The sequence below is a fragment of the Allobosea sp. MMO-172 genome, from assembly GCF_037147855.1.
GTDB lineage: Bacteria > Pseudomonadota > Alphaproteobacteria > Rhizobiales > Beijerinckiaceae > Allobosea.
On record NZ_JBBCUM010000004.1, the window covers coordinates 137,484 to 152,399 of the forward strand.

Here is a 14,916-nt window from a genome sequence, read left to right on the forward strand (position 1 = left end):
CCTGACAAGGCCGTCCGGCACCGCCGTTCAAGGCCATTTCCGCTGCCGTCGCCTACATCGACCACACCGGCAGAAGCGCGGGCGATGCTCGATACTTTTCCGCCCATCCCGAAGGCGTGATCAAGCGCGCGCGTCAGGGACATCGCTCGACCTTATCGTCCATAACGATAGAGGGCCTTCCACGGCCCTCTAGGTCGATCGTCGATATTTGATCGGCTCGAAATCAGAACGAGCTGGAGGTCGCCGGCTCGCGAATCTCGGAAATTCGAGACCTGGCGGGCGCGGTGAGTTTGTCCGCCTCCTTGCCGTCCAGCATATCGGCTACCCGCTTCTTGAATCTGCGCCGGATGGCCGGTCCCCGAAGCCAATAGAGGTTGCCTGCCAACAGTCCGATCAGGAACGTGACGAAGAGGCCGTTAGGGCTCCAGGCATGCGACAGGTAGACGATCAGAATGAAGCCGGCGATCAGCGTTACGATAGGAGACAAGGCAAGCAGGACCAAAACGTTGAAGAAAACGTCCTTGCCGGTCCACATCGATTTGCGCATGGAATGATTCCGAATCGCGACCGTTGCGGGCTCGTCCATCCCGTTTCGCTTGGCTCGGATCAGCGTCACGTCCTGCCCCGGCATCAGGGTGACCTTCCCGGCATCGAATTCCTCGACGATCTGCAAGCCGTCCTCAGCCTCGAAGCAGACCTCGCGCTTGTTGACGACCGTCGAGGTGGTCTTGCTGGACCCGACGCCAAATCCTTTGACCATGACGCCCGAGCCGGAGCCGCTGACATGCGTCTCGCTCCAGACCTGCGCGTCCATCACGCGAACGCGCAGGGCTTCGAGTTCGACGCCTTTCACGATTTCGGAAACCGTTTTCATGCCCATTCCTCCTCAAATATCCATGTATTCTTCGAAGACGAGCCGCGAATGCGTCGCGGTGGTGCCGATGATCGCGCAGGAATTCCTGTCGCGCTTCGGGGCAGGGCCGGTCAGGACGATGCGCGAGCCGGCGCCCTTCCTGTCCTCGACACGGCCGGAGACCGGATAGGGCGCGGGGTCGCAGCCCTTCTTGAAGACGTAGGCGGTTCCCGAGATGCGCTTGCCGTCGAACTTCCCTTCGAAGAGAATGGCGCCCTTCGGGACGGTGCCTGCGATCGAGGCTTTGGGCTCCTCGTAGACGATGCGGCCGGTCTGTTCGTTGACCACCATGGTCGAGCCGTTGTGGAACCACGTCGACCAACCCGAATTCGCAAGGGCGTCGGCGGGCGGCAGATTATGGGTTAGCGGGGCCGGCTTGCTTGCCGTTGCGGCAGGCTTTTCCTGAATCAGGCGGTCCTTCCCGTCCGGCCAGGCGATCGAGCGTATCTCGGCATTGCGATCGACGTTTACGACGTTGCGGCACTGGGCGGCCCCGACCTTGCCGCAAGCGCTGCCGTGAAGATGAACGATAAGCTGGTAGCCGTTCTTGAGCGTCTCCTGGATCTCGACACGATGATGACGTTGCTCGACAACCGAGTAGGTGCCATCCGCCTTCGAAAGAGCCCAGCGCGCATCGGCGCCGGCCGTGCCGGAGAACACCGAGAAGGCGCCATCGCACATCATGCGATTCGACGTCATGAAGACGTCGGCACGCCCGTCGCCGTTCACGTCTACCGCCGTTCCGAAGTCCGGTTTGAATTCCGGCTTCCCACCAGAACCGCGGCACTCATCGGTGAGATACTTCCTGTAGGCCTCGACGATGGGTTCGGCGGCAGCAGGAATCGGCATCGTCCCGACGTCCGCGGGCAGAGTGCCCTTCTCGACCGTCGTGACGATAAAGGTCGGATCGGCCGCGAAATCGTCGGTCGGCTTCGGAGAGCCCACTGCCGCCGCCTTCGGTGCCGGCGGGCAGACGTCTCCATTCGGCGTGGTCGGCGTCAGGACGTAATCCGCGCCGTCGAGGGTTATCCGATCCCCGGTCGCTGAATAGCTTTTCGAAACCGGCAGCTTGATGCCGCCATTGGCGTAGCATGTCTGCGCCACGAGGCGGCCGCCGCTGATGACGGGATCGTGGCAGTCTCGACCGTCGATTCCGACAAAGGGACGAGAGCCGGCTGAGCGAACGAGGACGCTATCTCCTTCTGCGCCGGTTCCGCCGACCTTGCAGTACCAGCCGTCTTTCAGCCCTAAGGCGGCGATTTTGTTCTCGGCGGCAGCGGCATTCGCGATGATCAAACTAGTACAGATCAATAAGGCGGTACGCATAGGCCCTCGATAATCATCAACCCCTGTCCCACAATCGCAGATAGAACCTGAGAATTCGCTCGCCTCGGATCATGCATTTGCAGGATCCGAGTAACGCCTCATCAACGGCTCGCGCGCCGTTCGCTTCTTGCCTATTCGAGGGGGAGCATCAGTCGTGGGTTCAGGCCGAGCCTGCCGAACTGGAGCCGCGACTTGTCGCAGGCTGCGAAGCACTTCCGGTCCGCTGGCGACGCCGCTGCAGCCGATGCTCTCGAACCAAGGCCCGGACACGCGATGGGCGGTCGTGACCGCGAGCCGAACCTCTCCGGCTCCGATCTCGTCGTCAGGCTCAAGAAGCTGGCCGATCGGTAGTCCTTGTCCGCCTCGGCGCGCTTTAAGATCGGCGGTCCGATGATTCTATCGACCGCCTGGAATCCCATTCACCGGGCCATGTCCGCTTGTCGCGGCCCCAAAGCAAAACGGCCACCCGGTGGGGTGGCCGTAAGTCTCTGTAAATCCAGAGAGAAAATGGTGGGCGCGACAGGGATCGAACCTGTGACCCCTACGATGTCAACGTAGTGCTCTCCCGCTGAGCTACGCGCCCTTTGCCGCTTGAAGCGACTTCCGGAAGCGTGTCCGGGCCGTGTGGGCCGCGATCACGCTGCGAGGTGAGGGGGCTATAGCGGCTCGCTTCGCGGGTGGCAAGGCGTTTGCCGCATAAATTCTCATGGAGCTGTTGGCAGCCCTTTTCGGGGGCTGCCGAACGGCGCTCAGGCCGCCAGCAGCTTCTCGACCTCGTTGACCAGCTCGCGCAGGTGGAAGGGCTTGGACAGCACCTTGGCATCCTTCGGCGTCTGCGAATCGGGGTTCAGCGCCACGGCGGCGAAGCCGGTGATGAACATCACCTTGATGTCGGGGTCGAGCTCGGTGGCGCGGCGCGCCAGCTCGATGCCATCCATCTCCGGCATGACGATATCCGTCAGCAGGAGCTCGAACGGCTCCTCGCGCAGGCGGTTATAGGCCGAGAGGCCGTTGTCGAAGGAGGCGACGTCATAGCCCGCATTCTGCAGGGCCTTGACCAGGAAGCGACGCATATCGTTGTCGTCTTCGGCGAGCAGTATCTTCGTCATGGGCCTGATCTGTCGTCCCTGAGGCCTGTGTTTGTCTAGCGTCTGGCGCCCCGACTCGAGGCCGGGCCTGGAACGGTTGGGTACTCACCCGGCCGCACAGTTGGAACCATGTCTCTCCATAAGGCAACATCATGGTAAACAAGGCGTGAATCCAGCGCCGAATTTCCCGAGGTTTGCGACATCGCTTCAACCGCCCCGGTTTGTGTGCTTCAGTCAGCGCGAGATGAGCTTGTCCTCCACCCCTTTCCCGCCCGCGCCGGACGACGTCGTCGCCGAGATCGAGCGGCCGTTCAGCCTGTACCAGCCGGCGCTTCAGGTCGTGCCGGTGGTGGTCGACGTGCCGCATGCCGGGCGCTGTTATCCGCGCAGCTTCGTCGACGGAGCGCGCCTGCCCTTGCGCAGCCTCAGGCGCTCCGAGGATGCCTATGTCGATAGGCTCTTCGCGCAGAGCGTCTCGCTCGGCGCGCCGCTGCTCGTGGCCGAGTTCCCGCGCGCCTATCTCGACGTCAACCGCGAGCCCTACGAGCTCGACCCGCGCATGTTCGAAGGGCGGGTGCCGCCCTTCGCCAATACGCGCTCGATGCGGGTCGCCGGTGGGCTCGGCACGATCCCGCGGATCGTCGGCGACGGGCAGGAGATCTATTTCGGGCGAATTCCGGTTCAGGAGGGGCTCGCCCGCATCGATGCGCTCTACCGGCCTTATCATGCGGGCCTGCGCAGCCTGATCCAGCGCACGCAAGGCGTGTTCGGCACCTGCATCCTCGTCGATGCGCATTCGATGCCCTCGGCTGGGCTCGATCGCGACGGGCTGGCGAAATCCGACATCATCCTCGGCGACCGCTTCGGCACCAGCGCCGCCGGCTACATCATCGACATCGCCGAGCAGGCCTTCACGCGGCTGGGTTTCAGCGTCACCCGTAACCGGCCTTATGCCGGCGGTTTCATCACCGAGCATTACGGCGCACCGGCCGCCGGCGTGCATGCGCTGCAGATCGAGGTGAACCGCGCGCTCTACATGAACGAGGCGACGCTGGAGCCGCATGAGGGCTTCGGCGCGGTCGAGCAGGCGATGGCCGCGGTGATGGCGGATTGCTTCGCGCGCTGGAGCGGCTGGCTCGACGAATGGCGCGAGGCGGCCGAATAGCGGCCGGGGCGAAGCAGCAGGGGCTATTCTCAAAAAAAAAAAAGGGCCGCACACTTGCGTGGCGGCCCAAGTCTAGGGAGGAAACGCCCAAGGAGGGCAATGAAGGTTTGAGGTGATCTCCCCTTCGCAGTGCACAATATGAGAGTGCGCTGCAAAACGCAACTAAAATCAGCGGAATCAATGGCGCCATGCAATGGGCGCATGATGACGTGTCTGAAAGCCAAGGCTTTTCGGATATTTCCGCATCCGGGCCTCGGTTCGAATGGTCGACCCGCGGAGTTGATGCTGCATAGCAGCAAAATGGAGTGCCTATTCATGAGCGCAGTCGATTTCGGCGCTTTCGTCGCGGAGCTGGCGACGCAGTCCGGCCGGGCGATCCTGCCCTTCTTCCGCGCGCTCCATGCGACGGAGGACAAGTCGCGGGGCGGGGTGTTCGATCCCGTGACCGAGGGCGACCGCGCCGGCGAGTCGGTGATGCGCCACATGATCAAGCGGCAGTTCCCGGCCCATGGCGTGCTCGGCGAGGAATTCGGCAGCGAGAACACCGATGCGGAATATGTCTGGGTGCTCGATCCGATCGACGGCACGCGCGCCTTCATCTCCGGCATCCCGGTCTGGGGCACGCTGATCGGGCTGACGCGCAACGGCGTGCCGGTCTACGGCATGATGCACCAGCCGTTCTCGGGCGAGCGTTACTCGGGCGATGGGCGCGAGGCGCGTTACGAGGGGCCGGGCGGCCCGAAGAAGCTGCGGACGCGCCAGACCACCGATCTCGCCACCGCGACCCTGATGACGACGACGCCGGCCCTGTTCAAGGGCGAGGAGGCCGCGGCCTTCGCGCGCGTCGAGAGCGAGGTCCGGCTCTCGCGCTATGGCTGCGATTGCTACGCCTATTGCATGCTCGCGGCCGGCCATGTCGATCTCGTCATCGAGAGCGGCCTCAAGCCCTACGATATCGTCGCGCTGATCCCGATCATCGAGGGCGCCGGCGGCATCGTCACTTCATGGGACGGTGGCAGCGCTGCCGGGGGCGGGCGCATCCTCGCGGCCGGCAGCAAGGCGCTGCATGAAGCCGCCATGGCCAGGCTCGCCGGCTGAACCGGGCAGGGCCTGGTCCTCGCCGGGGATGAAGGCGTCGAAGGCGGCCCAGAACTGGGCGCGGATCTCGTCGTTTTCCATCAGGATCTCGTGGCGCGCGGTTGGCAGGACCAGCGCCGAGCCGGTCTTGAGCCGCGCCGCGAAGCGTTCGATCGCGGGCGTTGAGACGACCGGGTCGCGCCCTGCCGCGATGATCAGGGTCGGCACCTTCACCTCCAGCGGGGCTGAAGGCGTGCCGAGGCGCGCCATCAGCCGGAAGGCGGTCCTGATCCAGGCTATGGTGGGGTCGCCGATGCTGAGCTCGCGCGCAGCCGCCGAGAGCGCGGCGTTGCGGGCATAGCGGGCGGGATCGCTGGTCAGCCGGTTGCCCTCGAAAGGCTTGGTCGCGATTGCGGTGTCGCCGCCGCCCGGAATGAAGGCGCGGCCGAAGCCGAGCCAGTAGAGCAGGCTGGCCAGAAGCTTGGCCCGGCCGGGATTGGCGATCATCGCGATGCCCAGCATCGGTGCCAGCGCGACCATACGCGCGACCGGCAGCGCATTCGAGCGGGCGGCATCGAGACAGAGCGCGGCACCCATCGAATGGGCGAGGACGAAATAGGGCGGCGGGAACTTGGCCTGCATCTCGGCCATGGCGAGAGCGAGATCGGCCTCGTAATGCCTGAGCCGCCCGACATGGCCCTTGCGGACGCGCCGGACGAAGCGCTGCGAGCCGCCTTGCCCGCGCCAGTCGAAAGCCAGCACATGGAAGCCGCGGCGGCGCAGTTCCGCGACGGTCTCGCTGTAGCGCTCGATGAACTCGGCCCGGCCCTGGACGATGACAACGGTGCCGCGCACCGGCTTCACCGTCGGGCGCCAGCTGGCGAGGCGCAAGGCAGCGCCGTCCCGCGTCGTGGCGAGCCAGGTCTTGCCATGCCCCGGAACGGGGTAAGCCGGATCGGCGAAAAAGGCGGCCTCGGCCATCAAATGCTCCGCATCGCCACCGCGCCTTCAGACCGTGGCTGCCATCAGAGCGATATTCTGCACAGGATATCCTGCGAAAACATGTCTGTGCGCCGAAAAAGAAAACGCGGGCGCTGATTTCGGGCTTGCGAGAACGGCTCTTGAAAAGCCGAAAGCCCTCCCCAGATCAGGTTTGCGCAGGCCAGAACCGGCTGCGCGAAAGCAACCAAGGTCCGCGCTCAGGCGAGGCGGACCGACATCATTGTCGCTTCTTCGGAGGACATATCATGCGTCATTTCGACCTTTCCCCGCTCTATCGCTCGACTGTCGGCTTCGACCGTCTGTTCAATCTCCTCGATCAGGCGACGAGCAACGAAGCCGCCCCGAGCTACCCGCCCTACAATATCGAGCGGACCGCCGAGAACGCCTACCGCATCACCATCGCGGTCGCGGGTTTCGGTGAGGGCGACCTCTCCATCGAGTCCAAGGAAAATGCGCTGACCGTCAAGGGCGAGAAGCAGCTCGTCGAAGGTGCCGAGAAGCGCGAGGTCCTGCATCAGGGCATTGCTGCGCGCGCCTTCGAGCGTCGCTTCCAGCTTGCCGATTACGTGCAGGTGACCGGCGCCAGCCTCGAGAACGGCCTGCTCCATATCGACCTCGTGCGCGAGATCCCCGAGGCCAAGAAGCCGCGCCAGATTCCGATCGGCAACGGCGGTTCGGCCAAGGTGCTCGAGGCCAAGGTCGCCAAGGCCGCGTAACCCAGGCGAAGCTTTCCGTGAAAGCGAAAGGCTCCCGGAAACGGGAGCCTTTTTTGTTGGTCGTCAGTTCATCGGGGCGACCGGCGCGATCGGCGTCGCGGGCTTCGGCGCCGACGGCGTTGGGTCGATGTTCTGCACCGGCGGGATCGACGAGGCCTCGGCAGCCGGCGCGGCGGTCGAGAGCGGCGGCTTGCGCTCGGTGCCCTCGGTGTTGCGCACGTCGCTCGGGTTGACGAGCTTCGGCTTGTCGGCACCGGTCTCCGGATTGGTCGCGCCGGCCGATGGCTCCGCCGGCCGGGCGGGCTGCGGCGGGACCGTGGTCGCCGGAGCACTGGCCTGAGCCGGTGCCGTTTCCGCCGGCTTCACCGGTTCGGGCGCAGGCGGCGCGGCAGGCGAGGGCGGCACCGTCGTCGCGGGTGCGTTTGCTTCGGCCGGCGGCTTCTCGACCGGCGCGGCAGGTTCGGGCGCGGGCGGTGCAGCCGGAGAGGGCGGCACGCTCGTCGCCGGGGCGCTGGCCTCGGCCGGGCCCTTGAACTCGGCTGGCCGTTCCGGCGGCTGGGGCACGAGACGCTGGCGCGGCGCAGCATGCTCCTCGCGGGGATCGGCGCGGGCGACACTGGGAGCGGCCTGTCCACGCAGGGGAATGCGGCGGATCAATTCGCCGGCATAGGCGTCGAGGACGAGGCGCTGGCGCTGGCCATTCGGCGCGACCCCATCGACGATATAGGTGTCGTCGCGGCGGATCGAACGCTCGATCCGGACGAGGCCGTAGCGGCGGGCAGCGATGCCGCTAACCGAATAAGGCGAGATGGCAGCCGGCGCGCGCGGCACCACGGCCGGCGGGCGCGGGGCATAGCCATAGTCGTAACGATAGCCATAGCCGTAGCCATAGGCTGGGTAGGGATCGTACCCGTCATAGTAGTAGTATTGGGCGCTGGCGGCGCCCGCCATGCCGGCCATTGCGCCGGCCACGACCAGGCCCATCAGCGCGATGCGCCCCGGTGCGGTCGAACGATCTGCCATGCCACATTCCCTTAACGACTGACTGCTCGGCACTTAGTCTTGTTAGGGATTGCGGCAGGTATGCGGCTGGAAGCGGGGCGCAAATGCGCCCATTTAATCCGCGATCGCAGCGATCAGGCTCTCAACGTCCTCAGGCTTGGTCGCGAAGGACATGACGAAACGGCCGACGACCTCGCCATCCTTGAGCGGCGCTTCCGGCGGCAGCGAGCGCGCCGACCAGTCGTAATAGCCGATGCCCGCGGCCTTCAGGCGCTCCTGCACGGCCGGCGGCAGGACGAGGAAGACCTCGTTCGCCTGGCAGGGCCAGGCGAGGCGGGCTTCACTGCTCTGCGCCACCGAGTCCGCGAGACGCTTGGCGCGCGCGTTGGCGTGACGGGCGAGGTCGAGCCAGTGATCGTCGGCGAGCAGTCCTTCGAACTGGGCGCCGAGGACGCGGCCCTTCGAGAGCGTCTGGCCGGCGCGCTTGCGGCGCCATTTCATCTCCTGGGCCTCGGCCGGGTCGAAGAAGATCACGGCCTCGGCGGCGAGCGCGCCGTTCTTGGTGCCGCCGAAGGAGAGCACGTCGACGCCGGCTTTCCAGGTGATCTCGGCCGGCGTGCAGCCGAGCGTGACCAGGGCATTGGCGAAGCGGGCGCCGTCCATGTGCAGCTTGAGGCCGCGCGGCGTGACGGCCTCCTTCAGGGCACGCACCTCCGCCGGCGTATAGATCGTGCCGCATTCGGTCGCCTGCGTGATCGTCAGTGCCTGTGCCTGGACCTGATGGAAATCGCCGGCGCGCAGATGGGAGAGCGCCTTCGTCACCGTCTCCGGCTTCAATTTGGCGCCGGTGCCGGGCAGGTCGACCAGCTTGGCGCCGTTGGTGAAGAACTCGGGCGCGCCGCACTCGTCCTCGACGACATGCGCCTCCTCATGGGTCAGGATCGCCCCCCAGGGCTTGACGATGCTGGCAAGCGCCAGCGCGTTCGCCGCGGTCCCGGTCAGCACGAGGAAGACCGCGACCTCGCGCTCGAAGATCGCGGCGAAGCGCTCCTCGACGCGGCGCGTCCACTCGTCCTTGCCATAAGGGGAGGCGGCACCGGCATTGGCGGCGGCGAGCGCGGCCATGACGCGGGGGCTGGCGGCGGCGGTATTGTCGCTGAAGAAATCCATGGCCTTGAGGGTTATGCGCAGACCGTTGTCCTGCCAAGCGACAGCCATGGAGAGGGGGCCTGCGCGCCGTGCTGGGCGAGCTCCTAGATCTGCCGACAAATCCGCAGGTCATCCCGGGCTTGACCCGGGATCCATTCCGGAACGCCTCCGATCAGGGTTCCGGAATGGATCCCGGATCTCCGCTGCGCTGCGTCCGGGATGACCCGTGTTCTACAAAAAGCGACTCAAGTGACTGAGCTGCCGAAAAACAAGAACCGGGCTGCCTGAGTCAGGCTTTCATGCCGGAAATGTCTGGTGCGGATTCGATTTTGCAATAAAATTTCGCTGCAGCGCGAAATCGGCGCTTGTGCGTAGATTGGAATTCTGGCAAGTTCATCTCAATAGGACAGTGTTGCTGTCCCATTTTTCACCGCGCCGACCAAAAGCTGCTCTAGCTCAAGGTCGCGCCGTTGCAACGGAGCGGAGCATGACGAAGGGCCGGGCTACCAACGCCAAAGCCAATCGCACGCGCGCCGTCCGTAAAACGACGGCCTGAAGACAGGCGCGAACGGGCGAGGCACGCCCGAGGCGCCTGCGGAGGACGCGGGCGCGGTGGAAACAAAGCGCAAGCAAAGCCTCCAAAACGACGACGGCCGGACCGCCTTGGCCCCATCCTTGCTGCCGACCTCAGGTCGGCTCCGAGGGCCGCAGCGGTCGGGATCATGGACTGACGGGTCTCCCTGCCGGCGCAAGCCCGCGGGGTTCTGGGAAGCGGGGTTTGACGATGAGCGTGACCAGCAAGTCGAGCGGCGCAGAGGCTTTCGAGCGTTTTCCGGCCGTGCGCGATCCGGCGATGCCGACGCATCAGGGCCTGTACGATCCCAATAACGAGAAAGACTCGTGCGGCGTCGGCTTCATCGCCGACATGAAGAACCGCAAGAGCCATGCGATCGTGCAGCAAGGCCTGCAGATCCTGCACAATATCGACCATCGCGGCGCGGTCGGTGCCGATCCGAAGCTCGGCGACGGCTGCGGCATCCTCGTCCAGATCCCCGACCAGTTCTTCCGCGAGGAGACCGCGCGGCTCGGCATCACGCTGCCGGCGCTGGGCTACTACGCGATCGGCCAGTTCTTCATGCCGCGCGATCCGGCTGCCCGGGCGATGTGCGAGGAGATCATCTCGCAGACCGTGGCGGAGGAGGGGCTCGTCTTCCTCGGCTGGCGCGACGTGCCGGTCGACAACAGCGATCTCGGTCAGGCCGTGCTCGCGACCGAGCCGGTGCATCGCCAGCTCTTCGTCGGCCGCCCCGACGACATCACCGACGAGGACGAGTTCGAGCGGCAGGTCTATGTCCTCCGCAAGTCGGTCTCGAACAAGGTCTACAAGCATCAGGAGCGCAAGACGGCGGAGTACTACCCCGTCTCGATGTCCTGCCGCACCATCGTCTACAAGGGCATGGTGCTGGTGAACCAGCTCGGTTCCTACTTCAAGGACCTGCAGGACGAGCGCTTCGTCAGCGCGCTGGCGCTGGTCCACCAGCGTTTCGCCACCAACACCTTCCCGTCCTGGCGCCTCGCCCATCCCTACCGGATGGTCGCCCATAACGGCGAGATCAACACGCTGCGCGGCAACGTCAACTGGATGGCGGCGCGGCAGGCGAGCGTCGATTCCGACCTGTTCGGCTCCGATATCTCGAAGCTCTGGCCGATCTCCTACGAGGGGCAATCGGACACCGCCTGCTTCGACAACGCGCTCGAATTCCTGGTGCAGGGCGGCTATTCGCTGGCCCATGCCATGATGATGCTGGTGCCCGAGGCCTGGGCCGGCAACCCGCTGATGGATGACGAGCGGCGCGCCTTCTACGAGTATCATGCCGCGCTGATGGAGCCCTGGGACGGGCCGGCTGCGATCGCCTTCACCGACGGGCGCCAGATCGGAGCGACGCTGGACCGCAACGGCCTGCGCCCCGCGCGCTATCTCGTGACCGACGACGGGCTCGTCGTGCTCGCCTCGGAATTCGGCGTGCTGCCGATCCCGGAGGAGAAGATCGTCGAGAAGTGGCGTCTCCAGCCCGGCAAGATGCTGCTGATCGATCTCGAACAGGGCCGCATCATCGGCGATGACGAGATCAAGACCTCGCTCTGCCTCGCCAACCCCTACAAGGACTGGCTGAAGCGTACCCAGATCGTGCTGGAGGACCTGCCGCCGGTGGAGGCGCGGGCTTCGCGCACCGACGTGCCGCTGCTCGATCGCCAGCAATCCTTCGGCTACACCACCGAAGATGTCCGCCTGCTGATGGCGCCGATGGCGGTGACCGGGCAGGAAGCCGTCGGCTCGATGGGCACGGATACGCCGATCTCGGCGCTCTCGCTCAAGTCGAAGCTGCTCTACACCTATTTCAAGCAGAATTTCGCGCAGGTGACGAACCCGCCGATCGACCCGATCCGCGAGGAGCTGGTGATGAGCCTGCTCTCCTTCATCGGGCCGCGTCCCAACATCCTCGATCTGGAGGGCACCTCGCGCCGCAAACGCCTGGAGGTCCGCACGCCGATCCTGACCAATGACGATCTCGAGAAGATCCGCTGCATCGGCCATTACGAGGATCGCTTCGACACCAAGACGATCGACTTCACCTATCCGGCGCGCGAGGGCGCGAGCGGCATGGACGGCGCGGTGGCGCGGCTCTGCGAACGCGCCGAGGCTGCGGTCCATGGCGGCTACAACATCATCATCCTGTCCGACCGGCAGGTCGGGCCGGACCGCATCCCGATCCCGGCGCTCTTGGCGACGGCGGCTGTGCACCATCACCTGATCCGCAAGGGCCTGCGCACCTCGGTCGGCCTCGTCGTCGAGTCCGGCGAGCCGCGCGAGATCCATCATTTCTGCTGCCTCGCCGGCTATGGCGCCGAGGCTATCAACCCCTATCTCGCCTTCGACACCCTGCTCGACCAGCACGCTCAGGGCGCCTTCCCCGAGGAGGTCGATGCCGACGAGGTGGTGAAGCGCTACATCAAGTCGGTCGGCAAGGGCGTGCTGAAGGTGATGTCCAAGATGGGCATCTCGACCTACCAGTCCTATTGCGGCGCGCAGATCTTCGATGCCGTCGGCCTGAAGAGCGCCTTCGTCGACAAGTTCTTCTTCGGCACCGGCACGGCGATCGAGGGCGTCGGCCTCGAGGAGATCGCCGAGGAGAGCCTGCGCCGCCACCGCGACGCCTTCGGCGACTCGCCGCTCTACCGCAACAGCCTCGATATCGGCGGCGAGTACATGTACCGCGTCCGCGGCGAGGATCATGTCTGGAAGCCGGACGTCGTCGCCTCGCTGCAACATGCGGTGCGCCTCAACGCGCAGGATCGCTACGAGGAATTCGCGCAGCAGGTGAACGACGACGCGCAGCGGCTCAGCACCATCCGCGGCCTGTTCAAGGTCAAGATGGCCACCGATAACGGCCGCGCGCCGGTGCCGCTGGAGAGCGTCGAATCCGCCGCCGATATCGTGAAGCGCTTCGCCACCGGCGCGATGTCCTTCGGCTCGATCTCGCGCGAGGCACACGAGACGCTCGCCATCGCGATGAACCAGATCGGCGGCAAGTCGAACACCGGCGAGGGCGGTGAGGAATCGATCCGCTTCAAGCCGATGCCGGATGGCCGCTCCAAGCGTTCGGCGATCAAGCAGATCGCGTCCGGCCGCTTCGGCGTCACCACCGAATATCTCGTCAATTCGGACGTGATGCAGATCAAGGTCGCGCAGGGCGCCAAGCCCGGCGAGGGCGGCCAGCTGCCCGGCCACAAGGTCGACGCCAAGATCGCCCGGACCCGGCATTCGACGCCGGGCGTCGGCCTGATCTCGCCGCCGCCGCACCATGACATCTATTCGATCGAGGATCTGGCGCAGCTGATCTTCGACCTGAAGAACGTCAATCCCTCGGCCGATGTCTCGGTGAAGCTCGTCTCCGAGATCGGCGTCGGCACGGTTGCGGCCGGCGTCGCCAAGTCGCGCGCCGACCACATCACCATCTCCGGCTTCGAGGGCGGCACGGGCGCAAGCCCCCTGACCTCGCTGAAGCATGCGGGCTCGCCCTGGGAGATTGGGCTGGCCGAAACGCAGCAGACGCTGGTGCTGAACCATCTGCGCGGCCGCGTCGCGCTCCAGGTCGATGGTGGTCTGCGCACGGGCCGGGACGTCATCATCGGCGCGCTGCTCGGCGCCGACGAGTTCGGCTTCTCGACCGCGCCGCTGATCGCGGCCGGCTGCATCATGATGCGCAAGTGCCATCTGAACACCTGCCCGGTTGGCGTCGCGACGCAGGACCCGGTGCTGCGCAAGCGCTTCAAGGGCTTGCCCGAGCATGTCGTGAACTACTTCTTCTTCGTCGCCGAGGATGTCCGTCGGATCATGGCGGAGATGGGCTTCACGAAGATCGAGGAGATCGTCGGCCGCTCGGACCTGCTCGACAAGCGCGACGCGATCGAACACTGGAAGGCGAACGGGCTCGACTTCACCAAGCTCTTCCACAAGGTCGACCTGCCGGGCGTGGCGATCCGCCATGTCGAGTTGCAGAAGCACCCGATCGACACCGTGCTCGACCGCCAGCTCCTGGCCGAGGCGGCGGGCGCGATCGAGACCGGTACGCCGGTCGTGATCGAGAAGCCGGTCGGCAATGTCGACCGCAGCACCGGCGCGATGCTGTCCGGCGCCGTCGCCAAGAAATACGGCCATGCCGGCCTGCCGGAAGACACGATCACGGTGAAGCTCACCGGCACCTCCGGCCAGAGCTTCGCGGCCTTCCTCGCTGCCGGCGTCACGGTCGAGCTCACCGGCCAGGCCAACGACTATGTCGCCAAGGGCCTGTCCGGCGGCAAGGTGATCGTGAAGCCCGACCCGGCGACCAAGGCCGTGGCCGAGCGCTCGATCATCGTCGGCAACACCGTGCTCTACGGCGCGATCGCGGGCGAGGCTTACTTCCGCGGCGTGGCGGGCGAGCGCTTCGCGGTGCGCAATTCCGGCGCCATCGCGGTAGTGGAAGGCACGGGCGACCATGGCTGCGAATACATGACCGGCGGCGTCGTCGCGGTCATCGGCCAGACCGGGCGCAATTTCGCGGCCGGCATGTCGGGCGGCATCGCCTATGTTCTGGACGAGGACGGCACCTTCAAGTCGCGCTGCAACCTCTCGATGGTCGATCTCGAACCGGTCGAGGAGGAAGAGGACCTGATGGAGCGCCTGCACCATCACGGTGGCGATCTCGAGCATAAGGGCCGGATCGACATGACCAACATGTCGGGCCACGATGAAGAGCGCCTGATGCAGATGCTGACGAACCATGTCGACTACACCGGCTCGGAGCGCGCCCGCACCATCCTCGACAACTGGGCGGATTACCGCACCAAATTCGTCAAGGTGATGCCGGTCGAGTACCGCCGCGCGCTGCGCGAGATGGAACAGGCCCGCACCTTGCAGGCTGCGGAATAAGCGAA

Annotated in this window: 10 protein-coding genes and 1 tRNA gene; 4 read left to right on the forward strand and 7 right to left on the reverse strand. The window is 65.6% G+C overall.

Going from position 1 to position 14,916, the window contains the following annotated elements; all coding sequences use genetic code 11:
• Positions 1–223 precede the first annotated feature (223 nt).
• The 4 genes from WFK61_RS07855 to cpdR all read right to left on the reverse strand — a co-directional run bounded on the left by WFK61_RS07855 (position 224) and on the right by cpdR (position 3,348).
• The gene (locus tag WFK61_RS07855) at positions 224–874 is read right to left on the reverse strand and encodes a hypothetical protein (protein WP_336810979.1); all 651 of its coding nucleotides are present in this window, start codon (positions 872–874) and stop codon (positions 224–226) included.
• A 12-nt stretch (positions 875–886) separates the two neighbouring features.
• Complete coding sequence (locus WFK61_RS07860) at positions 887–2,239, reverse strand: hypothetical protein (protein ID WP_336810980.1); 1,353 nt, start codon at positions 2,237–2,239, stop codon at positions 887–889.
• 508 nt (positions 2,240–2,747) lie between these two features.
• Positions 2,748–2,822 (reverse strand) — tRNA-Val (locus WFK61_RS07865).
• A 166-nt stretch (positions 2,823–2,988) separates the two neighbouring features.
• Positions 2,989–3,348 carry a cell cycle two-component system response regulator CpdR gene (gene cpdR / locus WFK61_RS07870; RefSeq protein WP_038363805.1) on the reverse strand — a complete coding sequence of 120 codons (360 nt, stop codon included), beginning with the start codon at positions 3,346–3,348 and terminating at the stop codon, positions 2,989–2,991.
• Positions 3,349–3,577: 229 nt separating this feature from the next.
• Here cpdR and WFK61_RS07875 point away from each other — a divergent pair, with 229 nt between their 5' ends.
• Positions 3,578–4,492: an N-formylglutamate amidohydrolase gene (locus tag WFK61_RS07875; protein ID WP_442896275.1), complete on the forward strand. Its 915-nt coding sequence runs from the start codon at positions 3,578–3,580 to the stop codon at positions 4,490–4,492.
• A gap of 315 nt (positions 4,493–4,807) precedes the next feature.
• Complete coding sequence (gene hisN, locus WFK61_RS07880) at positions 4,808–5,590, forward strand: histidinol-phosphatase (RefSeq protein WP_336810981.1); 783 nt, start codon at positions 4,808–4,810, stop codon at positions 5,588–5,590.
• Here the strand turns inward: hisN and WFK61_RS07885 are convergent.
• Positions 5,495–6,550 carry an alpha/beta hydrolase gene (locus tag WFK61_RS07885; protein WP_336810982.1) on the reverse strand — a complete coding sequence of 352 codons (1,056 nt, stop codon included), beginning with the start codon at positions 6,548–6,550 and terminating at the stop codon, positions 5,495–5,497. The two genes, hisN and WFK61_RS07885, sit on opposite strands and share 96 nt — an antisense overlap.
• Before the next feature lie 266 nt (positions 6,551–6,816).
• Here WFK61_RS07885 and WFK61_RS07890 point away from each other — a divergent pair, with 266 nt between their 5' ends.
• Positions 6,817–7,287, forward strand: a complete 471-nt coding sequence (locus WFK61_RS07890; protein WP_336810983.1) for an Hsp20 family protein — start codon at positions 6,817–6,819, stop codon at positions 7,285–7,287.
• Between the two features lie 63 nt (positions 7,288–7,350).
• Here WFK61_RS07890 and WFK61_RS07895 read toward each other — a convergent pair whose 3' ends face one another.
• Together WFK61_RS07895 and WFK61_RS07900 are read right to left on the reverse strand one after the other, a co-directional pair.
• Complete coding sequence (locus WFK61_RS07895; protein ID WP_336810984.1) at positions 7,351–8,310, reverse strand: hypothetical protein; 960 nt, start codon at positions 8,308–8,310, stop codon at positions 7,351–7,353.
• A 93-nt stretch (positions 8,311–8,403) separates the two neighbouring features.
• Entirely contained in the window at positions 8,404–9,507 is a 1,104-nt protein-coding gene (locus WFK61_RS07900; RefSeq protein ID WP_336810985.1) for a threonine aldolase family protein, read from the reverse strand.
• Positions 9,508–10,222: 715 nt separating this feature from the next.
• Between WFK61_RS07900 and gltB the strand changes: the two genes are divergently transcribed.
• Positions 10,223–14,911: a glutamate synthase large subunit gene (gene gltB / locus WFK61_RS07905; RefSeq protein ID WP_336810986.1), complete on the forward strand. Its 4,689-nt coding sequence runs from the start codon at positions 10,223–10,225 to the stop codon at positions 14,909–14,911.
• The last annotated feature ends 5 nt before the right edge of the window (positions 14,912–14,916 follow it).